Below are 21,901 nucleotides of genomic sequence, written 5' to 3' on the forward strand. Positions count from 1 at the left end.
TGTTTTGTGGAGAAAAAACATGTCGGTAAATCTCTCTCCGATACCTCAGGTGCGGGGTATTTCACGCCGCCGTCTGCTGGGATATATCGGCGTCGGGCTAGTCAGTAGCCTGATGAGTCCCCTTTCACTAGATGCTTTCGCGGCATCGACCCAAACCTCGCCGCAGAATTTAGAAAGATTCATGTTGGTATCACGCGCATTGACCGGTAAGCGCCAGCTTAATGCGCAGATTGGTCAACGAATCTATCAGGTTCTGCTCGGGAAAATAGGCGGTTTTGACCAAAAACTCTCCTTGTTACAACCGTTGCCTTCGGGTGAACCTCAGCAATGGCTACCCCTGCAACAACAAATCGCCCGGCAAATATTGCAAGGCTGGTATATCGGCGTGATCGGTGAGGGAACCGATGCGGCGGTAATCAGCTATGAGAATGCGTTGATGTTCGATGCGGTATCCGATGTGTTGGTTATTCGCTCTTATTGCCCGAATAAACCCGGATACTGGGCTGTAAAGCCTGATGTCGCCTTATAATTTTGGAGAATACATTTATGGCTGACACACTAAAGGCGGATATCGTCGTTATTGGCTCGGGTGTTGCAGGAGGGCTGGTTGCCCATCAACTGGCCATGGCTGGCAAGTCAGTACTGGTTTTAGAGGCAGGTCCGCGCCTCTCTCGCTGGGAAATTGTAGAAAACTTCCGTAATCAGCCGGATAAATCAGACAACATGGCGCCATATCCTTCCACCGCGTATGCGCCTCATCCTGAATCTAACCCAAATAATAACTATCTGATTCAAAAGGGTGAACATCCGTATGATGTGCAATATATCCGCGCAGTGGGTGGCACAACCTGGCACTGGGCGGCTTCTGCGTGGCGCTTTTTGCCTAACGATTTCAAACTGAAAACCGTGTATGGCGTCGGGCGAGATTGGCCAATTGAGTATGCCGTGTTGGAAAAGTGGTATCTGCGCGCTGAACAGGAATTAGGTGTTTGGGGGCCAAGTGATGAAGATCTAGGATCACCCCGCAGTGAACCCTATCCGATGGCACCATTGCCATTATCGTGGAATGAACAGCGCATCAAGACGGTGTTAAATAGCCATGTTTTTAACGGTGGCAGCTTTAACGGCGGAAGTTTCAATGTGGTCACTGAACCGGTCGCCCGTAACAGTCGACCTTATGATGGCCGGCCAACCTGTTGTGGTAATAACAACTGCATGCCTATTTGCCCGATTGGCGCCATGTATAACGGTATCACTCATGTCGAAAAAGCCGAGCAGGCGGGGGCAGTCGTGCGCCCCAAAGCTGTGGTTTATAAGTTAGAAGTTAATGATAAACAACAGATTACTGCGGCACTGTTTAAAGATGAACAAGGCAATGAGCATCGGGCTGAGGGTAAATACTTCGTACTGGCCGCTAATGGGATTGAAATTCCGAAACTGATGCTGATGTCCACCGATGAGAAAAATCCACGGGGAGTGGGTAATAGTTCCGATATGGTGGGGCGCAATCTAATGGATCACCCCGGAACCGGGGTGACTTTTATGGCCAGTGAACCCTTGTGGCCAGGGCGTGGGCCGCAGGAAATGACGTCGATGATCGGCTTCCGTGATGGTGCATTTCGTGCTGATTTTGCAGCGAAAAAAATTCATTTATCCAATTTGTCACGTACCGATCAAGTCACGATTGAATTACTCAAACAGGGGGATTTGCAACTCGGGCCACAGCTTGAGGCCAAAATCCGTGACAGGGCCGCGCGTTTTGTACAATTCGACAGCTTCCACGAGATTTTGCCTCATGTCGAAAATCGCATTATCCCCAGCGCTAGCGAGAAAGACGCCATCGGCATTGCGAAACCCGAGTTTTACTATGCAATGGATGATTATGTGCGAAAAAGTGCGGTACACACTCAGCAGGTCTATGCCGAGGCGGCAAAGTTGATGGGGGGAACCGAGGTTAAATTCAACAATAACTTCGCCAATAACAATCATATTACGGGTACCACCATTATGGGCAGTGACCCGAAAGACTCGGTAGTGGACAGCGATTGTCGCACCCATGACCATAAAAACCTGTTTATCGCCAGTAGTAGTGTGATGCCAACTGTCGGTTCAGTTAATTGTACTTTGACGATTGCCGCACTCTCGCTGCGTATCGCTGAAACATTAAAGGCCGAGGTGTAAGATGAGAAAACAAACCTTGGGCTGTTCAGTGAATCTCCTGCTTATCGCATTAGGTTTAGCCGTAACTGGGTATGCCAGTGCTGATGCTGACCTAATTGCACGTGGTGAGTACCTGACTAAGGCCGCTGACTGTGTGGCCTGCCATACCACCAAAGACGGTAAGCCTTTTGCCGGTGGACTTGCCTTCAAGACGCCGATGGGCACGCTATATTCGCCCAACATCACGCCCGATAAAGAGACCGGAATTGGCAATTGGACGGATGAAGAGTTCTTGCGCGCATTACATGAAGGGAAAGGGAAAAATGGTGAGAATCTCTACCCAGCATTCCCTTACACCTCATATACCTTGTTGACGGATGCTGACGTCAAAGCCATTAAAGCCTATCTGTTTAGTCTGCCAGCAGTGCATCAAGCTAACCGCGAAAATGACATGCCTTTCCCATTCAACCAGCGTTGGGGATTGTGGTTCTGGAATTTGGTCAATTTCGAGGGGGAGCGCTTTCAGCCGGACAACACTAAAGATGCACAATGGAATCAGGGTGCTTACTTTGTTGAAGCATTGGGGCACTGCGCTGAGTGCCATACCCCGCGTAATATCACCATGGGGATGAAAGAGAGCAAAGCCTATGGGGGGGCAGAGATTAATGGTTGGACGGCGTTTAATATTACCTCTGATCCACATGCCGGTATTGGCGGCTGGAGTCAGCAGCAGGTGGTGCAATATCTGCGCACCGGCCATGTTGACGGTAAAGCACAAGCTGCCGGGCCGATGGCTGAAGTTATTGAGAACAGTACTCGCCACCTGAGCGAGAGTGATCTCAATGCCATGGCGGTGTATCTGCGTACCCTGGAGCCATTAAATCCAGATGACGAAACCAAGAGTCGTTCGGATTGGGGGCAAGCGGCAAGTAGTGTTAATTCCTTACGCGGTATGCCTTTCACGGCAGATAACAACACTGACGGCGCGCGCCTGTATTTGGGGAACTGTGCCAGTTGCCACAGTTTCACCGGTGAGGGCGTGAAAGACGGTTATTACCCTTCATTGATGAAAAACTCGGTGGTCGGGGCATCCGAGCCCAATAACCTGATTAATGTGATTCTCCACGGTGTGTCACGCAAAACCAATGACGGTGAAGTATTTATGCCCGGATTTGCTAACACCTTAACCGATGAGCAGGTTGTTAGTTTGAGTCATTATCTGCTACAGCAATTCGGACAACCGGCACTGAATATAAAAGCCGATGATGTGAAGGCGCTGCGCGGGGAATAGAAAATAAGCACAAGGAAACCCAGTTCCCTTGTGCTTATTTCTGATTTATCTGTGAGGGGAAAATAACCCATATAACGATGCAGCGATGTTTGATAGTAAGTTAGATATTAAATTTTATTTTTTAACTAATATTATCAATATTGTTCTTATTTAACCTTCTCATTATGCCAATGCATTAATGTATATTCGCCATCATTACTGATGCCGGTGGCAATAGCTACCCACCCCTGTTTTTGATAAAACGCCAGCGCCTGCTGGTTTTTTGCCAGACATTTGAGTGAGCCGTGGCTGGTAAATAGCTGTTGTGCTGCCTGCAATAAGGCTTTTCCCGTACCGGACTGTTGTAGTTCAGGGGCAATAAACAGATGATGCAGGAAACTCTCTTCCATAAAAATTGAGGCAAAACCTAAGTGTTGATCGCCATCAACGGCGACCAGCACAGTTTCACCAATGGTTGAGCGATCAAAATCTTCCAGCCTAAAGTGTTCAACGTCCAGCCAGGTAAAGGCTGCTTTACGTGATGCCAGATACAAGGTGCGCAGGAATGGCCGGTCACTTTCCTGATACTGACGAATCTTGATACTCATCCTATGGTTATACCTCCAAAACAGGGTGCTTTTGCGAAATTGATCATTGGTTGAGCCAATACATGATTGATCTTCTACCATCTGCCCATGATAATAACAATTCTGACTCGGGGTGCCTGCCACAAACAGTGGCATGGCTGAGATATTACCCGTATTACCTGATCTGGATTATGCCAGCGTAGGGAAGTCTCGGCACCTTAGGGTTCCGCCTTCTTGACCGCCGGTTAGGAGGAATATGTTCGTTCAACCTGCCGTTTTCTCTTTAGCTATTCTCGCTGTTGCTGCCATTCGATCTCCCATTGATATGAGTGTGGAGAGATATTCATGAAGCGAATTAATGCACTCACGATTGCCGGAACTGACCCTAGCGGTGGGGCCGGTATTCAGGCTGATTTGAAAACTTTCTCTGCTTTGCAAGCTTACGGCACCAGTGTGATCACCGCCTTGGTGGCACAAAATACCTGTGGTGTGCAGTCAGTTTATCCCATCGAACCGGCGTTTGTTGCAGCTCAACTCGATTCTGTTCTCAGTGATGTGCGCATCGATAGCGCGAAAATCGGTATGTTGGCTAATGCTGACATTGTCGAGATTGTTGCCACACAACTGCAACGTTATCCCATCCCATTTGTGGTGCTAGATACCGTTATGGTCGCCAAAAGCGGTGATCCATTATTGGCACCAGAGGCCGTAGACGCAGTACGTCAACTGCTGTTACCGCGAGTGGCTTTGATTACCCCGAATCTGCCAGAAGCAGCCGCGCTACTCAATTGCCAGCCTGCGCGCGATGAGCAACAAATGTGTGAACAGGGGCGAGCACTGTTGGCTCTGGGGTGTCAGGGAGTATTGATGAAAGGAGGGCATTTGAGCGGTGAAGATAGCCCCGATTGGCTGTTTACGGCACAAGGCGAACAGCGTTTTGTTACCCGCAGAGTAAATACTCGCCATACCCACGGCACCGGCTGCACCTTATCGGCCGCATTGGCGGCCTTACGGCCACGGCTCCACGATTGGGCAGATACAGTGAATGCCGCCAAACACTATCTGCAAGGTGCATTAGAACAAGCCGATACCCTTGAAGTCGGACAGGGGGTCGGGCCGGTGCATCATTTTCACCGGTGGTGGTAATCCCCTTCGTCCTTGAAGTCGCCGAGGTGTTAGCTGCGCTCACCCCCCCGAATCACTGACTTGAGTCAGCTCATCGGGATGTGTTCACTTGCCGCCTACCTGCAACTCCAATGACTTTGGGGATCCTTCGTCGTTGAAGTCGCAGGGGTGTTAGCTGCGCTCACCCCCCCGAATCACTGACTTGAGTCAGCTCATCGGGATGTGTTCACTTGCCGCCTACCTGTAGCTCCAATGACGAAGTGCATGCCTTATTTATTGAAATGGCAGAGATTTTTATGCCAATAAATAGCGCTGAGTCATCGCAAACATCGCGATAGCACGTTGCAAGTGATGGGCATCAAAACGGTTAAGCAGATAGCTGTCCGCGCCTTTGCGTGGGCGGATACACAGTGAGAGTTTTGGCTCGCCTGTTTCATCGTTAATCAGATCAAATTGATAACTGCCGATATCTTTTTCATCTTCACTCCAGGAGATTTGTACCGCAGGTAATGGGTTGCCTGCGCTAGGTTGGCGAACGGCAAAAAAGTACTCTCCGGCCCAGAACCCGGCGTAATCCCCATCAGCCTGTAGATGTTTGGTGCGAAAAATAGGCGCATCGACTAACTGACGGATAGTCTCGGGCGTTATCTGTTGTCGGGTTTGTTGCCACAGCGGGGTGTCATTTTCAAGTTGCCAGCAGGCTGCACCAAGATAATCATTCAATTCGCGCCAATCGGCATCGAGTTGCTGTAGCAACTCTTCATCGAGGATATTACGGTACTGCTGCATACCGCTGGGTTGTTCGCCCAATGTTTCGTAGGTGATTAACTCCATGGTGCGGGGTTTACGGCGAAAGCTCATCCACAACACGGCCTTCGGAATGCGAAATTCAATGGATTGAATGCTCAGACGATAGCGATCGCCTTTATTCACCACAAAACCATTGGCTGTACCGCGCTTATTTTGGTAATTACGTACCACCACCACGCTATTTAGCCCCATCCAGCCAGTGACATAATGCTCGCTGTCGGAATTGGCAACATCCAGATCGATAACCATCTGGATAATTTTATCCGTTTCAAGCTTAGCCAGCGGGTGGGCATCCCCGGCAGAGTAATACAGCTTCTCGGGTTCTTCGGGTAACTCAACGGTTAACATGGCATGGCCTTTTATCGGGTGGGCTCGGCTGATAGCTATCTGGTTCATAGCTTAACTCAAGCTGTCATACAGATTGTGATATAACTGGAATTAGGATGAAAATTCGTGCTATGGATCAACTTTTTCGCCGGTTGATGGTCATAGACAGGCAAGCTAATACCACGCCCGCTAAGCCGTTGCATAGAGCCTGGCTCACTGTCCGGCGAGTAGATTAATCAGATAATAAGGATTTCGATAATGAAAGGTAACAAAACCCGCCATTGTCTTGTGGCTGCGGTGATGCTCAGTGTCAGCGCCTGGGCTTTCGCGCAGCCAGCCACCACAACTGTCACAGCCACGTCAGTTGCCCAGACTTCTCCTGTCAAAAGCCGCCCGACCACTGCGGATCTGCTGCAACAGCCGGTGTATAAAAATAGCTGGCAAAAAATGGTGAAAAGCCAAAAGAATCTCCCAGCCTGGGCACGCAAAGGGGTGGGGACGTCAGCACCTTATGAGGTGATAAATTGGCAAGGGCAGCAATATAAGGTGGGGCGAATTTGTAAACCTCATGATTGCAGTAATAACTTTATGTGGGTGGCGTTTAGTCAGGATAAAAAACAAGTATGGCAGGCATGGGGAATGCGTATTTCCGTGGCAGACAAGCCACAAGCACTTGATAAACCGAGTGAGTTCGCGACCTATCAATGGCTCGGTCGTCCCAATGACAGTATCCAGGCCATGCTCAAAAAGCAGTTACAGCAAGATCCTAATTGGCACTGATTGAGGCAGGCCGCTAATAAGTAAATTTATCTAGATTAATTGATTATATTGATGAAGATGTCACTGGCGGATTTGAATGCTGGTTGCAGCGGCCTCGCAGCAGCGAGGCCTGAATCGTGAATGCAACCAACACAGCTACAACTTGAACGATGACGGGGATATCAACCAACGCCAGCTTGATGCAGGTCGTGCAGATTAATGGCTCCGACCAGTTTTCCATCCAGATTTACCACCGGTGCGGCACTGAGATGGTGCTGATGCAGTGCCTCCAGCGCTTCTCCTGCGCGCCATTGCTCAGGTAATCGGTAGCCTGGCCGTGTGATGGCATTTTCTAAGGGTTGCTGTAAGGTGCCACCTTTTACCAGCCAGCGGCGTAAATCACCGTCAGTGAATACCCCCACAACCCGTTGCTCCGGATCACATACAGCCACCAGCCCTAGTCCTGTACGGCTCAGTTCTAACATGGCTTCCATTACACTGTCGGATTCATTCACCATCGGCAGGCGATCACCGGTTCTCATTAAGTGATGGACTCGATTAAGTAGCCTTGCGCCCAAGCTGCCGCCAGGATGTGAGCGGGCAAAATCTTCTGCACCGAAACCGCGATGGCGCATTAATGCCATTGCCAGAGCGTCCCCCATCATCAGGGTATTAACCGCGCTGGAGGTAGGAGCCAATCCCATCGGGCAAGCTTCGTGTTCGACACTGATATCCAATACACAGGCAGCACCCAGCGCCAGCGGGGACTCTTTGCCGCCAGTGATGGCAATCACGGGGATCTGGCTATCCGCCAACAAGGGCAGAATCAGGTCCAGTTCTTTGGCGCGCCCTGAGTAGGAGATAAAAATCACCACATCCTGAGGGCCAATCATGCCCAAATCGCCGTGCAATGCTTCCGCCGGATGTACAAAGAAGGAGGGGGTGCCAGTGCTGGCCAGTGATGCGGCAATCTTTTTACCAATATGGCCAGATTTGCCAATCCCTGAAACTACAGCCTTACCGGTGCAGGCTAATAATAACTCACAGGCGCGGATAAAATTATCATCTAAACGTGACAGCAGCTTATGCGCTTCTGTCAGTTCAATTTCCAGTGTTTCACGGGCATAGGTAATCAATGGATTAGTCATTTTTATCAACCAGAATGATGTTAATGCCCATGTCCTGTAGCGCTTGCAAATATTCTGGGCTAATACCTTTATCTGTAATCAGGATATCAACGGCACTTAACGGGCACACTACATTTGGGCTTTTACGGCCAAATTTGGAGGAATCGACCAGCAAAATAATGCGGCTAGCGGCACGGCACATCGCCGTACTAACATGATAAACTTCGTTAAACGTGGTGACACCTGCTTTCAGATCGACACCATCTGCACCGATAAACAGTTGATCGAAACTAAAATTATCAAATGCAGATTCTGCCAGACTACCATGAAAAGAGGCTGAACCTTTACGGTAAGTGCCACCCGGCATCAAGATAGTTTGATCGTTATCCAGCTCAACCAGTTCATTGACGATATGCAGGCTGTTGGTCATCACCGTGATATTGTTGAACTTTGTCAGGTGGGGAACCATTTGCAACACGGTACTACCGGCATCAAAAACCAGGCTATCACCGTCTTTAATCAGTTTGCTGGCAGCTTGAGCAATTTGCTTTTTCTTATCGGTATTAATGTGAGTTTTACGGTCAATGGGTTGTTCTATATCATCACGATTTAATACAACCCCACCGTAGGTACGGATAACCGCCCCTTCATTTTCAAGACTGGTTAAATCCTTACGAATTGTGGTACCGGTGGTTGAAAAATGTGCGGCGAGTTGATCGACGGCCGTCTTTCCGTGTTGTTGGAGATATTCCAGTATTGCAACCTGTCGCTGCTTTGGCTTCATAACGATCCCCGCTCAAGTATTTCCATTGCCTCTTTTTCAGGCATAACTTTCACATGAAAAAGAATAGCTTTCATTGTGAAAATATCATGATTTCGGTTTAATCGCTAATAATAGTGCAGTTTGACATGCTTTATCCGTAGGGAAGATCACATCCGGGATTAAATCCTGCTGATGTAAGCCATGAAGCTGAGGTAATGGGCGTGGGCGGGCGAAAACGCTAATGCCACGCATGATCATGCTGTCACTGACCCGCATATTCTCATCGAAAGCCAGCGCCATTACCACGCGGGGCTTAAAGCGCCCACCAGATCGGCCAACACCAACTGATTTACTGTGCTGACACAGGCGATCAAAAGCACGGTTAAACCGATTGATTTGCCACCAGCCAAGCATGATTTGCAGCACCCAGGCGATGATAACAATAGTGATCAGTGCTGATGTTGGAGACATATTTTTATCCTTCTTACTTGACGTTGCAGCAGTGTTAGCTGCGTTCGTTGCTTGGCCCATCCTTGGGCCTCGCCTCTGTGAGACCGCTAGAAACAGTCCCCTTCGCTTGCTGGGATGACAAACTGTTTTTTCAGACAACATCAAACTTAAAACATCACCTGACCACCGGTAATATTAATTGATTGTCCGGTGCAATAGGCGGCTTTATCGCTAGCGTAGAACAACAGCATGTTAAGCACATCCTGATAATCACAACCCCGTTTTAGTGGCACTTTATCGGTGTAGTATTTTTCAACTTCTTCCGGTTGAATACCCAACTTTGCAGCGTACTGCGGTAAAAGAGATTGGAACATCGGTGATTTCAACAGATTGCCTAACATCAAGGAATGCACAGTGATACCGTAGTCAGCCAAGTCCAGAGCCAATGATTGGGTCAAACCAACGCCACCAAACTTGGCAGCACTGTAACCCGAGTTGTGTTTACTGCCCACTTTACCTGATTTGGAGTTGATCTGGATAATTCGCCCGGCAACGCCATCACGGATCATCAGGCGAGAGAATTCACGAGCACATAAGAAGTAACCGACCAGATTGACCTGTAGTGAGCGGTCAAAATCATCCAGTGGGAAATCAGTAATCGGTGCGGCCTTGGCAATGCCTGCGCTGTAAACGAGCAGGTTAGTTTGATGGAAACTTTGATCTACTGCTTTTGCCAGCATCTGCACGCTGCTTTCATTGGTGGCATCAACCTGAAAACCACGGGCGCTATCTGCGCCGTATTCGGCATTAATCTGATCAGCGACTAACTGTGCGTTATCTGAATTTAAATCAGCAACTGCAACTTTATACCCTGCTTCGGCAAGACCATGACACAAGAATGCGCCCAATGTTTGTCCACCGCCAATAACTACTGCTACTTGTGACATAACTACCTCCAAAATTATCCTTGGTACTTGAAACTGCAGCGGTGTTAGTCGAACTCACTCACCCGAATCACTGACGAGAGTCAGCTCATCGGGATTTGTTCGTCTACTTCCTTTGCAATTCCAATTACTTCGGCTAATACCCTTAGTACTTGAAGTTGTCGCAGGGTTAACTGCGATGCTAATGACATCGGGTATAAATGAATAAATTAACGAATAAATTTCAGTGAGCTACCGATAGGAATATCATCGGGTGTTGGCCCTATTACATGGATAGAACCGGGGAACTCAGGTTGCTTATCACCATTAAAACGAATGGTGACATGACCCAATTCACGCAGGTTCTGAGTTGCCACCTCGCCAACTGCGGTGATGACATAGCGCAGATCAGCCAGTTCCATAATGTTGCCAGCCTGTAGCTCTCCATCGGTGTCGCTGTGCTGATGGATAAAACAGAACTCTTCAATATCTTTGGGTGCCCCTTCGCGGAAGGTGATAAGCATGTCATCAAGCAGCGCCTCGCGGGCGCTGTCGCCGATATTGGTAATAGTTGTCTGATAAATAGTATTCATACGTACATCCTTAACCGTTGAATGTATTACAGATAATTTTGTATTTAGTGCTTACTGATAGATAAAGGCTGATGCTGCCCAGGCAATCAATACTGTTGGCGCTCCGGTAAGGAAACGGCCAACCAGAACCGAAGGGACACCGACACGAACGGTATCTTGTTTCGCTTCGGCCAGAGACAGACCTACTGGGATAAAGTCACATGCTGCTTGGGCATTAATTGCAAATAACGCTGGCAGGGCTAATTGCGGTGGAATATTCCCCAAACCAATTTGTACCCCAACCAATACGCCGATAACTTGTGCGATAACGGCCCCTGGGCCTAAGAACGGTGACAACAGCGGGAAGGAGCAGATCAGTGCCAAGAGCACTAAGCCTATCGGGCTGCTGGCCAGCGGTGTTAAGCCGTGAGCGATAAAGTCGCCCAAACCGGATGCCATAATGATGCCGATTAACGCCGAAACGAAGGCCATAAACGGTAGGATAGTTTTCAGTACGGTATCGATGGTGTCGCGGCCTGACTGGAAGAATACCGCCACAACAGACCCCATCCCCATCCCGACTTTCGCCAGTAACCCGTCACTTTGTTCGGTAATTTTCTTGCTGGTATCGTAATCACGGCCAGCTTTGCTTGCGGTTGCGGTTGCGGTTGCCGGTTCTGCTGGTGCAGCCGTTGCGGTGGCGTGATCGGTTCCACTGACTTTATGGATATTTTTTTCACGCACACCGGAAACATAAATATCTTCCAGTATGTATTGCGCCATCGGCCCGGATTGACCGGTTGAATGGATATTAACGGTTGGAATACGGCGTTTCGGATACAGGCCACAGCGCAGGGTGCCACCACAGTCAATAATCGCCACGGCGATCTCTTCGGCTGGTGGTTCACCTTCTTTGAACCCATCCACCGCTTCCCAGCCAGTCAGTTCACTGATACGGTCAATAATGGCCGGGCGGGTACCCGCGGTGATATAGACAATTTTCTTACCCGGTACGATTGGCAACACTAATGGGCCACCCCAGCCGCCTTCGCCTTTTTCAATCCTGATGAATTCACTCATGCTCTGCTCCACACAGTATGTATTTAATTTACATATTAAAGTTGTACGTTACGGTCCAGACGGATGCCCATTTTGCGTTCAAAGATGGAGGTCGTCAGATCGGTAACCCAGCCACGGAAGAAGTTGGTGAACAACCCAACCAGGAAGTAGCTAACAGCCAGCGGGCCGAGGGGTAAGCCCAGTGTGGTTAAACCACTGGCAATACCTAAGAACACGAACAACTCACCTGGGTTAATGTGTGGGAACAAACCATTCATTGAGTGGCAACTGTAAGAGGCGGCCGCGTAATAACTTGGTTTATATTTTTCTGGCATAAAACGCCCGAGACTTAAGGTCATCGGGTTACAAAATACAAAGGTACCGATCAGCGGCAGCAACAGGTAACGGGAAACAGGGTTACCGGCACAGCGTTGAGCCAATCGTTCAATCCTATCCTGACCAACAAACTTGATCAGTGCATTCATGATTACTAACAAACTGATTAATAAAGGTAAGATCCCGGTGACCATGCCAACAAAAACTTCGCCCCCTTTTTGGAAGAGTCCGATAAACCACTCGGCTCCATGGGTTATGAGTTCAATCATTTTTTTCTCCTGTAATCGAGGTTATGGCTGTTTTTATAAACTTTTGTTTTGAAAAGAAACTTCAGGAACCGCGTGATAAAGCGGTATTCAAAATACTGAGGTTCCAGAATGGACTTCAGCATCTTGTCTGTCGCCATGTGAACTACCATAATCATTTTTTAGATCTATTTATTGCATATGGATCACACTTTGAAAGTAAAACCTTTCAAAGTGAAAATTAAATGTAAAAGAAAATAGGTTTGAAATGAAAGGTTTTTGCGTAAGAAAATGCGTTAACTCGAGCTAAAGCCAGGTCAACGTTGAGTTAGGCAGAGCGATAAGGGTAATAAAATCTAGAAGAATCATGGGCTAACCGAAGATAGCCCACAGATTGATATTTAGCCCAGCAGTTCACAATTTGGCGGCAGACGGCAGCCAATCGCATTGGGGATTATTTCGATACGGAAATGCTTGCCTGCCAGTGGTTCGCCATCCAGATTAAAAGTGATGTCATGGGGGGCTGTGATTTCCAGCCAAGGCAAGGTAGCCTCCACTACATTTTTATTTTTCTCACCACTGAACACGCTGGTCAGTAGGGCAGGAAGTAATTCTTCTGCGGTCAGCAACCGCAATTGCAGCAAGCCATCATTAATCAGTGCATCGGGGCAGAGAGGCTGTCCACCACCGGCTTGCCGACCGTTGCCGATACCTATTACCAGTGCATCACCCGCCCATTCGAAATCCGGCCCATGTATTTCACAACTGTCTGCTTTAATCGCATCCATGCGCATCAGGCCATGAATAAAGTATGAAGCCCCACCCAGTACGGCTTTGAGTTTTTCCGGTGTCTCAGTGGTAATGCGAGTGCCAAAGCCACCGGTCGCCATATTGATAAAGTAGTGCTCGCTATTTACTCGCGCGATATCAATGGTGACCGCCCGGCCTTTGACTGCCAATTGAAATGCATTTTCTATGTGCAGGGGAATGTTACAACTGGTGGCAAAATCGTTGGCTGTACCTAAGGGCACAATACCTAAATTGGGGCGATTGTAGGAGGGCAGGGCCATCAGCGCACTGGCGACTTCATTAATAGTGCCATCTCCCCCGCCTGCAATTACCGTATCGACCCCCAGACCGGCAGCTTCGCCAACATAACGCTTCGCATCCCCGTGTTCCCAAGTGACTCGAACATGAAGCATAATGCCTTCATCACGCAAGTTCTTGACGGCATTGCGAACTTCAAGATTACCCGATTCCTTACCGTTCAAGATGAGAAGGGTACGTGGCATTGAGGTCATAACGTGCTCCAATCGTTTCTGCGATAGGAGTAACAGTAACCCATAGCTGTTTAATTTACCTATCCCCTTCTTACTTGAACTTGCAGCGGGGTTAGCGGCGTTCAAATCTGCTCCTGACAGATTTGTCACCCGAATCACCTGACTGCGTAAGCTCATCAGGATTAGTGAGGGGCTAGCATAAATGCAGCTCGAATCACTTGCTGGTAGTGGGTTTGGCTTCTTTAGCTATATGAGATTATTCCGACAATATTGCAAATATCAATTATCTTTAAGTTTAATAAAAAGAGGTTTTATTTTTGTTGGGATATTTATTTAACGGAGATAATTATTATTTGATGGTGAGGTTATTCATAAAACAGGCTTTCTTATTATTAGTTAATAGCTTAACAAGAATCATTAATAATAAAATTTAGGAAAAATTAATAGTAATCAGATGGATAGGGCCATAAAAAAGAAAAGGCCAGCCCAAGGGAGATTGGGCTAGCCAAGGAGGTGGTTCCTAGTCTTGCTGTAAAACTTTTTTAGTTCTTGATTGTACTCGAGCTATGCTACCCCAGCGTAATTATAATTGATGTGATCCATTTCTAATATTTGCTAAAAATGCCATCTTGGCGATGGCATTATTTTTTTATCGCTTTACGTTACGCTTTTTCATGGGGATTTCGGCTATTTGTCCCATTTAGATTACGTACCAGTAAGCCATATTCCACGTTAATGTCCGCGGGGATGGGCAAATACATGATATGACCATTACCCGGTGCAATATCTGCCGGCTGACCTTTTTTATCTTGCATGCTGTCGAGAATAAACTGGATATTGCCGTTTGGCGTCATCAGCTCAACACTATCACCAACCGAGAATTTGTTTTTGACCACCACTTCAGCCAAGCCGTCACGACGCACTCCGGTAAACTCACCGACAAATTGCTGGCGTTCAGAAACTGAATAGCCGTAATCGTAAGTTTGTTGCTCTTCATGCACATGACGGCGCAGGAAGCCTTCGGTATAACCCCGGTGAGCCAAGCCTTCCAGTGTGGTCAACAAGGTTGGATCAAAAGGTTTACCCGCAACGGCATCATCGATAGCACGGCGGTAAACCTGTGCGGTACGCGCGCAATAGTAGAAGGATTTAGTCCGACCCTCAATTTTCAGTGAATGCACACCTAATTGCGTCAGGCGTTCCACATGTTGAATAGCGCGTAGGTCTTTTGAGTTCATGATGTAAGTGCCGTGCTCATCTTCGGTGGCGGTCATGTACTCACCAGGGCGCTGTGCTTCCTCAATCATAAACACTTTATCGGTTGGTGCACCGATACCCAGTGTTGGCTCGATATTCTTTACCGCAATCGGTTGGTGAATATGCACGATGTTGCCGATTTCATCTTCTTTGCCTTCCTGAACATTATATTCCCAGCGGCAGGCATTGGTGCAGGTTCCCTGGTTCGGGTCGCGTTTATTGATATAACCAGATAGTAGGCAACGGCCGGAATAGGCCATGCACAGTGCGCCGTGGACAAAAATCTCCAGTTCCATATCAGGAACTTGTGCGCGTATTTCTGCAATTTCTTCCAGTGATAACTCGCGGGAGAGAATAACGCGGGTCAACCCCATCTGTTGCCAAAATTTGACGGTAGCCCAGTTGACGGCGTTAGCTTGTACTGACAGATGAATATCCATCTGCGGGAATGCCTCACGTACCATCATGATCAAGCCGGGATCCGACATAATCAGTGCATCCGGCCCCATATCGATCACCGGTTTTAAATCACGCAGAAAGGTTTTCAGTTTGGAGTTGTGGGGGGCAATATTTACGACCACATAGAAGCGCTTACCGAGGACATGCGCTTCCTGAATACCTAATGCCAGGTTCTCGTGATTAAATTCATTATTACGCACCCGTAGGCTATAACGTGGTTGGCCGGCGTAAACCGCATCTGCCCCATAAGCAAAGGCATAACGCATGTTTTTAAGGGTACCGGCAGGCGATAATAATTCCGGGGTAAAAGGAATAGATGAAGACATATAAGTGGCTCTCAGTCTGAGTTCAAGTCAGAACCACGCCCGAAGGGGTGGTTAAAAGCCGGGGATTGTAACCTTGCCAATCAGGAAAATCAGCCATCGCACAATTTTTGTAGGGTTTAAATGATCTGGATCAGTTTAAGCGGATTTTAATGTCTTGGAGCATAAAGGAAAAATTCGTTAATTGAGCGATTTTTTGCTCATTTTTTGACTAAATGATTTTCTTTGAGTAATATTTTGCACATAAATACTGATTTATTCTTTATATGAGCAGTTTTTTGCTCAAGAGGTGTTTGTGGCTAAACTAACGATACAGATCTTCAATCACGGCCTTTGGCATGATGCTGCTGAACTGACTTTTACAGAGCCGGCTCGTGGAAGGCAAGGCGCGGCAGTGCTAGGCTATGACGGCGATTATGCTATTGAGTGGATGTATCGTGATGATGAATTCAGTTGTAGCATAAATTTACCGGTTGAATTAGCTCACACCTATTCGTCTAAGCATTGGTTTGCTTTTATTGACGATATAATGCCCGCAGGCGCAAGCCGCCGCTATTGGGTTAACCAACTTGGTCTGCAATCAATGTCAGCGAGCGAGCAGGATTATATTTTGCTGAAAACGGGCACTATCGCCCCTGTTGGCAATATGCGAATAAAAGATGCAATACCTGAGTTACATCCTGATAGCCAGTTAAACCATATCCGCTTTACATTGCAGGACGTAGTTGAGCGTGACTCATCTTTTTTGGAATATGCGCAGCAAAGAGGGGCCTCGGCAGGGGGGGCGACAGGGGCCGGTGGCGAAGCGCCGAAGCTACTATTATGTTGTTCAGATAATGATGAAATCTGGATTGATACTTTCCAGGATGGCATCAGTAACCAAGATACTCATTATTTAATTAAATTCCCAAGAGGGAAGCGTAGCACTATTGATTGCGATATTTTACGTGCTGAGTATCACTTTTATCAGGAACTGGCAAGCATTGGTATCGATACGATAAAGACTGAAAAGATGAGGCTGATAGAGGGAGATAATTATCCTTCTTTATGGTTACCTCGCTTTGATATTGATTCAATTGAGAATAAGCGAGTTCAATATGGTCTGGAGTCACTTTATTCAGTTATGGATGTTGCTTCGGGTAGCTATTTAAATCATTTTGAGGTAATCCGAACTTTAGTAAAAAAACTGACTTCTCAGTATCAAGTTAATGAATTAGGTCGGCCTTTAAATGTTGAAGCTCTCGTTATTGAAATGATTAAGCGAGATTTATTAAACGTCGCTTTTGGTAATTCTGACAATCATGGCCGCAATACTGCATTAATTAAACGGCCTGAGGGGATCTGGCTCTCGCCTATCTATGATTTTGCCCCGATGAAAGCAGATCCTGAAGGTATTCCCAGAGTGACTCAATGGGGGTCGCCTTATGAAGAGGGAGGGAATTTCGACTGGAAGGGTATTATTACTGAGTTATCTGATCTTGCTGACCCTGACAGTGTCTTTTTGGCATTCCAGCAAGTGGCTGAAAATCTAATAGGTTTGAAGGTTCGTCTTAAAATGCGAGGAGTACCGGACAGCATTCTTAATATGCCGGGAATGGCTTTTGATTATTTGGATGAAAAATTACAACGCTGGGCACATTTATGAAAGTGAAACTTTCACCGCAAGAGCGTGAGAACTTGTTACTGATGTTACTAAGCCAGCTATTTAGTGAACAGATATCTACAGGGGAATTACTGCGCAAACTTAGAAAAGAGATGCTAACCATGTCTCAGGACGAGTTTTCATCTTTGGTTAATATCAGCCGACGTACTCTGTCTGATATTGAAACTGATAAAGGGGGCCAGACGTTATCTGTGCTTGGGCGTGTTTTTCGGCCTTTTGGTTTGAAAATAGGTTTATTGCCACGTAACCAGCAAGTATTGAAAAAAATGCTGGCGAAAGAGTTTGCAGCGGTAACCGAAGATCAGGAGCGTTTGAAATGAGATGCGCGGTCACTCGCCCCGCGCGGGTACCTTTAAGCAACGAATGTAGGTAAAATAGCACTATCAGATAAATAAAAATTACAGCGTCAGATCTTTAATTATGGTGGTCGGGCCATTTTTTATTACGGAGGCAATGCCTTTTTTGGCAGCAGCGTCAGAACTGTAGGATTCACTGACGCCAATAACCTGATGGTTTTTCGCTTTCAAAACGAAATAAGGTTCATTTTTGACGTTGTGCTTCAGCTCATATTGGCTTTCCAGTGGCGAGTTACTCTGCACTGATGATATGCCGTTTTCAGCCGAAGCCTTACTGGCGTACATCTCACTGGAGAGAATAGTTTCGCCATTGCTGGCTTTTAGATTGAAATAGTGCTGCCCATTCTTTGCCTTATTAAGCTCATAGTGACCCATGATCATAGTGGTTCTCCTGTTGGTTGTGATACCTCTAATGAGTGTAGTCAACGTTGACCGGATGTCAGGTCAATGCGCTATGCACCACCAACATAACGCACCTTTGGCAAAGACGGCATTACAGTAAACGACAGATCTCTGCTTCCCAGCGATACCCCATACCGTACACTGCACGGATAAATGGCTTCTTGCCATCGAGTGATTCCAGCTTGCGCCGGAGATTTTTGATATGGCTATCGATAGTGCGATCCGTCACTACGCGGTAATCGTCATACAGATTATTCAGCAGTTGCTCACGGCTAAACACATGGCCTGGTTGAGTTGCCAGTATTTTCAGCAGACGAAATTCTGCCGGGGTCAATTCCAACTGATGGCCCAGATAACTGGCCTGAAAGCGGGATTCATCAATCAGCAGTGGCACCGTATCACTTGGCTGCTGCGGTAGCGGTCGGCAGCGGCGCAGAATGGTTTTGACCCGCGCCACCACTTCCCGCGGGCTATAGGGTTTGCAGATATAGTCGTCAGCACCGATCTCCAGCCCCAGTAATCGATCAATCTCTTCGGTTTTTGCCGTCACCATCATAATCGGCACATCAGAGAAACGGCGAATTTCTCGGCAAATGGTAATGCCATCGCTACCGGGTAACATTAAATCCAGCAAAATAATGGCCGGTGGCGACTGACGGACTGCCGCCACTACCTCGTCACCCCTGGTGAGCCATTGGGTCTGATAACCCGCAGCCTGTAGGTAATCGACCAATAACTGGCCGAGCTTCGGTTCATCTTCAACAATCAATACGGAGCCAGATTGGCTGGCAGACTGAAGCGGCTCGTGCATTACAATGAATTACCCTATGGAATGGAATAGCGGAAATACTACCGTAATCCGCAGGCCACCCAAAGGTGAATGTTCGGCGCTGATTTTGCCACCGTGGGCCTCGACAATATTGTGGCATATCGCCAGCCCTAGTCCTGAGCCGCCGCTTGCGCGGTTACGTGAGCTTTCGGTGCGATAAAAACGCTCAAAAATACGTTGCAGCTGTTCATCACTAAGGCCCGGTTTACTGTCCTGCCAGTGTAGGGTTAATGTTTCTTCTTCTGGCAGTGCGATAATCTCAAGCTGCCCGCCTTCATTGGTATAACGCAGACTGTTTTCCAGTAAATTATGAAATAGCTGATTCAATCGGTCGGGGTCGCCGAACATTATTGCCTGTTCAGGCAGATGGGCAGTAATGGTGATATTTTTACTTTGGAAACGGCCATGGAAGCTGGCGATAGCGATTTGTAACAGACGCACGGCATCCAGTTGGGTTTTACGGTAGGCCAGTGCACCACGATCTGAGAGCGATAACTGATGCAGGTCGTTGACCAGTTTGGTCAGAATTCCTACCTCGGCTTGCAGTGAGATCAAGGATTCAGGTGTTGGTTGCCGCACACGATCCTGTAGCGCCTCCAACTCGCCGCGCAGTACCGCCAGTGGCGTGCGTAATTCATGCGAGACATCGGCCATAAAGTCGCGCCGCATTTGCTCGTTTTTCTCCAACGAACTGGCAAGTTGGTTAAAGTCTTGTGCCAAACGGCCCAGTTCGTCACGGCTACTGACCGCCACTCGAGTGCTGAAATCACCGGCAGCTAAGCGGTGAGTGCCTTCCACTAACCGTTTTACCGGTGCTAACATCCCGCGCGATAAAACCCAGGTCACCGCTGCCGCCAGCAGGGTTGATAAGCCGACAATAATCCAACTGGTGCGGCGCTGTTGCTGGTCAAAGTTAATATCTGCATTACGCGTCAGTTTTTCGGGGGGAGTCGACATCACCCAGCCCACCACGTTTTTATTCACCTTGATGGCGCGACGGCTAGCTTCTTTCGGCACCTGACCGGTGTGCCCGGCCAGTAGATTATTGTGATTATCGACCACCCAGAACTGAGCGCGCCAGCCTCGTGGCGGCAGATTGCGGCTGTTATCACTGCTCTGCTCGAAAGAGCGCATGATCTGATAAATCACCTGATCATTATTACGCAGGAAATCCCAGTTACCGTAACGCTGATATTGCACCTCAAGCGCGTCTCCCAACATGGCGATACGTTGTTCATTGCTCTGTTTGATGTAATCAATGAAACCGCGCTCGAAGCTGGCTCTAACCCCCCAGTGCATCGTGATCAACACCAGCATGCAGGTAGCAAATATCGCCATAAACAGTTTTCCGGTAATGCCGATTCTCATTGTGTTTTCACCTGTTCTATCGGTTGGCTGGTTTAATGGGTTGGCGGGCCAGATTACGATTGGTGCCGGTATCCGGTGGCACGCGATTAAATATCAGGGCGGGCAGAGCAATGATAATGGCCATGCACATATAGCTGTACAAGAACGCGCTGTGGGTGGCCGAGGTATTGGTTACCACCTGATTATGCGCAAACACGCCCAATAATATCCCGGCGGTGCTGACCCCCAGACTCATGGAGAGTTGCATCACCATCGACAGCAAGCTATTGCCGCTACTGGCAAGGCGGTTTGGTAAATCTTTCAGGGTTAAGGTATTCATGGTGGAGAAGCGCAGTGCGTTAACCATTCCCTGGAAAAATAGCACCACCGGCAGTAGCCATAGCCAGCCCATCAGTGCCACCAGTGGGAAGCTCAGACTAACCACCGCCAGCAGCAATGTCGCGCTGACCAACACTTGCCGGTAGCCGAAGCGGTTAACCACCTGCACGATAATTCGCTTCATGCCCATACTGCCGATAATCATCGGGATCATCATTAAACCTGCATGGAACGGCGTGAATCCCAGCCCGATTTGCAGGAAAACCGGGGTCATAAAGGGCAGCATGCCACTGCCAATGCGCGCAGTCATACTTGCAGTCAGGCCAAGGGCATAGGATTTGTTTTTGAACAATCGCAGTGAAAATAGCGCAGCGTTATTACCTCGGGCATGCCACCAATATCCGGCCAGAGCCAACATCCCAGACAAGACTAAACCCGCAATTGCCAGCGGTGACAAACCCAGCCCTTTATGGCCATCTAACGCCAGTGTTAGGGTTGCCATGCCGATAGCCAGCATGATAAAGCCGCTGATATCAAAGCGACGGGTACGCATGGTGTAGTTAGGCATCAGCATCAGAGTAGCTAACGCGCCAATCACCCCCACTGGCAGGTTGATCAAGAAGATCCAGTGCCAACTGGCGTATTCCACCAGAAATCCCCCCAGCGCCGGGCCAACCAATGGCCCAATCTGGCCGGGTAGGGTGACAAAGGCCATCGCCGACATATATTGTTCGCGTGGCACGATCTTCATCACCGTCAGGCGGCCCACGGGTACCATCATTGCGCCACCGACCCCTTGAATCACGCGAGAGGCGATAAGCTCATTCAGGGTTTCAGATTGCGCGCACATCAGTGAACCAAGGGTAAACAGAATGATTGCTGAGAAAAATACCCACTTAACCCCGACACGATCAGCCAACCACCCGCTAGCGGGCAGCATCACAGCCACCGTCAACACATACGACACAATGACCGATTGCATACGCAATGGGTTTTCACCCAAACTGGCCGCAATCGAGGGCAGGGCGGTATTGACGATGGTGGTATCCAGCGTCTGCATAAAGAAACCGAAGGCAACGATCCACAGTTGCCAGCGTATACCCGTCATCTTTCAACCTGCTGCTGTGTTGACT

Annotated in this window: 22 protein-coding genes and 1 riboswitch; of the genes, 7 read left to right on the top strand and 15 right to left on the bottom strand. The window is 48.2% G+C overall.

Annotated features, from left to right (window positions below):
- Nucleotides 1-19 precede the first annotated feature (19 nt).
- From V2A84_RS02265 to V2A84_RS02275, 3 genes are read left to right on the top strand one after another with little or no spacing between them, the layout of a single operon-like run.
- Nucleotides 20-529, top strand: a complete 510-nt coding sequence (locus V2A84_RS02265) for a sugar dehydrogenase complex small subunit (RefSeq protein ID WP_193784798.1) — start codon at nt 20-22, stop codon at nt 527-529.
- Between the two features lie 17 nt (nt 530-546).
- A complete protein-coding gene (locus tag V2A84_RS02270) occupies nt 547-2,181 on the top strand; it encodes a GMC family oxidoreductase (protein ID WP_083163222.1) in 1,635 nt (544 codons plus the stop codon).
- Nucleotide 2,182: 1 nt separating this feature from the next.
- Nucleotides 2,183-3,451, top strand: a complete 1,269-nt coding sequence (locus V2A84_RS02275; protein ID WP_102970544.1) for a cytochrome c — start codon at nt 2,183-2,185, stop codon at nt 3,449-3,451.
- A gap of 146 nt (nt 3,452-3,597) precedes the next feature.
- Here the strand turns inward: V2A84_RS02275 and V2A84_RS02280 are convergent, their stop codons facing one another.
- Nucleotides 3,598-4,038, bottom strand: a complete 441-nt coding sequence (locus V2A84_RS02280; protein ID WP_083163224.1) for a GNAT family N-acetyltransferase — start codon at nt 4,036-4,038, stop codon at nt 3,598-3,600.
- A 98-nt stretch (nt 4,039-4,136) separates the two neighbouring features.
- A riboswitch (TPP riboswitch) is annotated at nt 4,137-4,240 on the top strand.
- Nucleotides 4,241-4,362: 122 nt separating this feature from the next.
- On the opposite strand from V2A84_RS02280, the gene thiD reads away from it, so the two are divergent.
- The gene (thiD, locus tag V2A84_RS02285) at nt 4,363-5,163 is read left to right on the top strand and encodes a bifunctional hydroxymethylpyrimidine kinase/phosphomethylpyrimidine kinase (RefSeq protein WP_083163226.1); all 801 of its coding nucleotides are present in this window, start codon (nt 4,363-4,365) and stop codon (nt 5,161-5,163) included.
- Between the two features lie 273 nt (nt 5,164-5,436).
- On the opposite strand, the gene V2A84_RS02290 is transcribed toward thiD, so the two are convergent.
- Nucleotides 5,437-6,300, bottom strand: a complete 864-nt coding sequence (locus tag V2A84_RS02290) for a hypothetical protein (RefSeq protein WP_442849108.1) — start codon at nt 6,298-6,300, stop codon at nt 5,437-5,439.
- Nucleotides 6,301-6,537: 237 nt separating this feature from the next.
- On the opposite strand from V2A84_RS02290, the gene V2A84_RS02295 reads away from it, so the two are divergent.
- Nucleotides 6,538-7,059: an inhibitor of vertebrate lysozyme family protein gene (locus V2A84_RS02295; RefSeq protein WP_420073620.1), complete on the top strand. Its 522-nt coding sequence runs from the start codon at nt 6,538-6,540 to the stop codon at nt 7,057-7,059.
- Nucleotides 7,060-7,220: 161 nt separating this feature from the next.
- Here the strand turns inward: V2A84_RS02295 and gutQ are convergent, their stop codons facing one another.
- From gutQ to trhP, 9 genes are all read right to left on the bottom strand, one after another.
- Nucleotides 7,221-8,186 (bottom strand): arabinose-5-phosphate isomerase GutQ, encoded by a 966-nt coding sequence (gutQ, locus tag V2A84_RS02300; protein WP_083163230.1) that lies wholly within the window; start codon nt 8,184-8,186, stop codon nt 7,221-7,223.
- Complete coding sequence (srlR, locus tag V2A84_RS02305; protein ID WP_083163232.1) at nt 8,179-8,949, bottom strand: glucitol operon DNA-binding transcriptional repressor SrlR; 771 nt, start codon at nt 8,947-8,949, stop codon at nt 8,179-8,181. The genes gutQ and srlR overlap by 8 nt, the downstream gene beginning before the upstream one ends.
- 84 nt (nt 8,950-9,033) lie before the next feature.
- Nucleotides 9,034-9,399, bottom strand: a complete 366-nt coding sequence (gutM, locus tag V2A84_RS02310) for a transcriptional regulator GutM (protein WP_083163234.1) — start codon at nt 9,397-9,399, stop codon at nt 9,034-9,036.
- A gap of 146 nt (nt 9,400-9,545) precedes the next feature.
- Entirely contained in the window at nt 9,546-10,325 is a 780-nt protein-coding gene (gene srlD, locus V2A84_RS02315) for a sorbitol-6-phosphate dehydrogenase (RefSeq protein ID WP_083163236.1), read from the bottom strand.
- Nucleotides 10,326-10,531: 206 nt separating this feature from the next.
- A complete protein-coding gene (gene srlB / locus V2A84_RS02320; protein ID WP_083163238.1) occupies nt 10,532-10,894 on the bottom strand; it encodes a PTS glucitol/sorbitol transporter subunit IIA in 363 nt (120 codons plus the stop codon).
- Between the two features lie 51 nt (nt 10,895-10,945).
- On the bottom strand, nt 10,946-11,953 hold the full coding sequence (gene srlE / locus V2A84_RS02325; RefSeq protein ID WP_442848565.1) for a PTS glucitol/sorbitol transporter subunit IIB: 1,008 nt from the start codon (nt 11,951-11,953) through the stop codon (nt 10,946-10,948).
- Between the two features lie 35 nt (nt 11,954-11,988).
- The gene (gene srlA, locus V2A84_RS02330; RefSeq protein ID WP_004877312.1) at nt 11,989-12,537 is read right to left on the bottom strand and encodes a PTS glucitol/sorbitol transporter subunit IIC; all 549 of its coding nucleotides are present in this window, start codon (nt 12,535-12,537) and stop codon (nt 11,989-11,991) included.
- A 377-nt stretch (nt 12,538-12,914) separates the two neighbouring features.
- Entirely contained in the window at nt 12,915-13,805 is an 891-nt protein-coding gene (yegS, locus tag V2A84_RS02335; protein WP_083164140.1) for a lipid kinase YegS, read from the bottom strand.
- Between the two features lie 650 nt (nt 13,806-14,455).
- Entirely contained in the window at nt 14,456-15,835 is a 1,380-nt protein-coding gene (gene trhP / locus V2A84_RS02340; RefSeq protein WP_083163244.1) for a prephenate-dependent tRNA uridine(34) hydroxylase TrhP, read from the bottom strand.
- A 292-nt stretch (nt 15,836-16,127) separates the two neighbouring features.
- Here trhP and V2A84_RS02345 point away from each other — a divergent pair, with 292 nt between their 5' ends.
- The gene (locus V2A84_RS02345; RefSeq protein ID WP_372569457.1) at nt 16,128-17,477 is read left to right on the top strand and encodes a type II toxin-antitoxin system HipA family toxin; all 1,350 of its coding nucleotides are present in this window, start codon (nt 16,128-16,130) and stop codon (nt 17,475-17,477) included.
- Nucleotides 17,474-17,815, top strand: coding sequence for a helix-turn-helix transcriptional regulator (locus V2A84_RS02350; protein WP_050084756.1), 342 nt, complete (start codon nt 17,474-17,476; stop codon nt 17,813-17,815). The genes V2A84_RS02345 and V2A84_RS02350 overlap by 4 nt, the downstream gene beginning before the upstream one ends.
- A gap of 78 nt (nt 17,816-17,893) precedes the next feature.
- Here the strand turns inward: V2A84_RS02350 and V2A84_RS02355 are convergent, their stop codons facing one another.
- From V2A84_RS02355 to V2A84_RS02370, 4 genes are all read right to left on the bottom strand, one after another.
- Entirely contained in the window at nt 17,894-18,232 is a 339-nt protein-coding gene (locus tag V2A84_RS02355; RefSeq protein ID WP_442847628.1) for a YegP family protein, read from the bottom strand.
- Nucleotides 18,233-18,344: 112 nt separating this feature from the next.
- Nucleotides 18,345-19,064, bottom strand: a complete 720-nt coding sequence (gene baeR, locus V2A84_RS02360; protein WP_083163251.1) for a two-component system response regulator BaeR — start codon at nt 19,062-19,064, stop codon at nt 18,345-18,347.
- A 9-nt stretch (nt 19,065-19,073) separates the two neighbouring features.
- The gene (baeS, locus tag V2A84_RS02365; protein ID WP_442848566.1) at nt 19,074-20,450 is read right to left on the bottom strand and encodes a two-component system sensor histidine kinase BaeS; all 1,377 of its coding nucleotides are present in this window, start codon (nt 20,448-20,450) and stop codon (nt 19,074-19,076) included.
- 16 nt (nt 20,451-20,466) lie between these two features.
- Nucleotides 20,467-21,876, bottom strand: a complete 1,410-nt coding sequence (locus V2A84_RS02370) for an MFS transporter (protein ID WP_083163255.1) — start codon at nt 21,874-21,876, stop codon at nt 20,467-20,469.
- Between the last annotated feature and the right edge of the window lie 25 nt (nt 21,877-21,901).

It is taken from the genome of Yersinia sp. 2553 StPb PI, assembly GCF_052217105.1.
Lineage (GTDB): Bacteria > Pseudomonadota > Gammaproteobacteria > Enterobacterales > Enterobacteriaceae > Yersinia > Yersinia enterocolitica_E.

What these genes read in the sequence shown, in the direction of transcription:
- V2A84_RS02265 (WP_193784798.1), top strand. Translation starts at nt 20, where the DNA reads ATGTCGGTAAATCTCTCTCCGATACCTCAGGTGCGGGGTATTTCACGC.
- V2A84_RS02270 (WP_083163222.1), top strand. Translation starts at nt 547, where the DNA reads ATGGCTGACACACTAAAGGCGGATATCGTCGTTATTGGCTCGGGTGTT.
- V2A84_RS02275 (WP_102970544.1), top strand. Translation starts at nt 2,183, where the DNA reads ATGAGAAAACAAACCTTGGGCTGTTCAGTGAATCTCCTGCTTATCGCA.
- V2A84_RS02280 (WP_083163224.1), bottom strand. Translation starts at nt 4,038, where the DNA reads ATGAGTATCAAGATTCGTCAGTATCAGGAAAGTGACCGGCCATTCCTG.
- thiD (WP_083163226.1), top strand. Translation starts at nt 4,363, where the DNA reads ATGAAGCGAATTAATGCACTCACGATTGCCGGAACTGACCCTAGCGGT.
- V2A84_RS02290 (WP_442849108.1), bottom strand. Translation starts at nt 6,300, where the DNA reads ATGTTAACCGTTGAGTTACCCGAAGAACCCGAGAAGCTGTATTACTCT.
- V2A84_RS02295 (WP_420073620.1), top strand. Translation starts at nt 6,538, where the DNA reads ATGAAAGGTAACAAAACCCGCCATTGTCTTGTGGCTGCGGTGATGCTC.
- gutQ (WP_083163230.1), bottom strand. Translation starts at nt 8,186, where the DNA reads ATGACTAATCCATTGATTACCTATGCCCGTGAAACACTGGAAATTGAA.
- srlR (WP_083163232.1), bottom strand. Translation starts at nt 8,949, where the DNA reads ATGAAGCCAAAGCAGCGACAGGTTGCAATACTGGAATATCTCCAACAA.
- gutM (WP_083163234.1), bottom strand. Translation starts at nt 9,399, where the DNA reads ATGTCTCCAACATCAGCACTGATCACTATTGTTATCATCGCCTGGGTG.
- srlD (WP_083163236.1), bottom strand. Translation starts at nt 10,325, where the DNA reads ATGTCACAAGTAGCAGTAGTTATTGGCGGTGGACAAACATTGGGCGCA.
- srlB (WP_083163238.1), bottom strand. Translation starts at nt 10,894, where the DNA reads ATGAATACTATTTATCAGACAACTATTACCAATATCGGCGACAGCGCC.
- srlE (WP_442848565.1), bottom strand. Translation starts at nt 11,953, where the DNA reads ATGAGTGAATTCATCAGGATTGAAAAAGGCGAAGGCGGCTGGGGTGGC.
- srlA (WP_004877312.1), bottom strand. Translation starts at nt 12,537, where the DNA reads ATGATTGAACTCATAACCCATGGAGCCGAGTGGTTTATCGGACTCTTC.
- yegS (WP_083164140.1), bottom strand. Translation starts at nt 13,805, where the DNA reads ATGCCACGTACCCTTCTCATCTTGAACGGTAAGGAATCGGGTAATCTT.
- trhP (WP_083163244.1), bottom strand. Translation starts at nt 15,835, where the DNA reads ATGTCTTCATCTATTCCTTTTACCCCGGAATTATTATCGCCTGCCGGT.
- V2A84_RS02350 (WP_050084756.1), top strand. Translation starts at nt 17,474, where the DNA reads ATGAAAGTGAAACTTTCACCGCAAGAGCGTGAGAACTTGTTACTGATG.
- V2A84_RS02355 (WP_442847628.1), bottom strand. Translation starts at nt 18,232, where the DNA reads ATGATCATGGGTCACTATGAGCTTAATAAGGCAAAGAATGGGCAGCAC.
- baeR (WP_083163251.1), bottom strand. Translation starts at nt 19,064, where the DNA reads ATGCACGAGCCGCTTCAGTCTGCCAGCCAATCTGGCTCCGTATTGATT.
- baeS (WP_442848566.1), bottom strand. Translation starts at nt 20,450, where the DNA reads ATGAGAATCGGCATTACCGGAAAACTGTTTATGGCGATATTTGCTACC.
- V2A84_RS02370 (WP_083163255.1), bottom strand. Translation starts at nt 21,876, where the DNA reads ATGACGGGTATACGCTGGCAACTGTGGATCGTTGCCTTCGGTTTCTTT.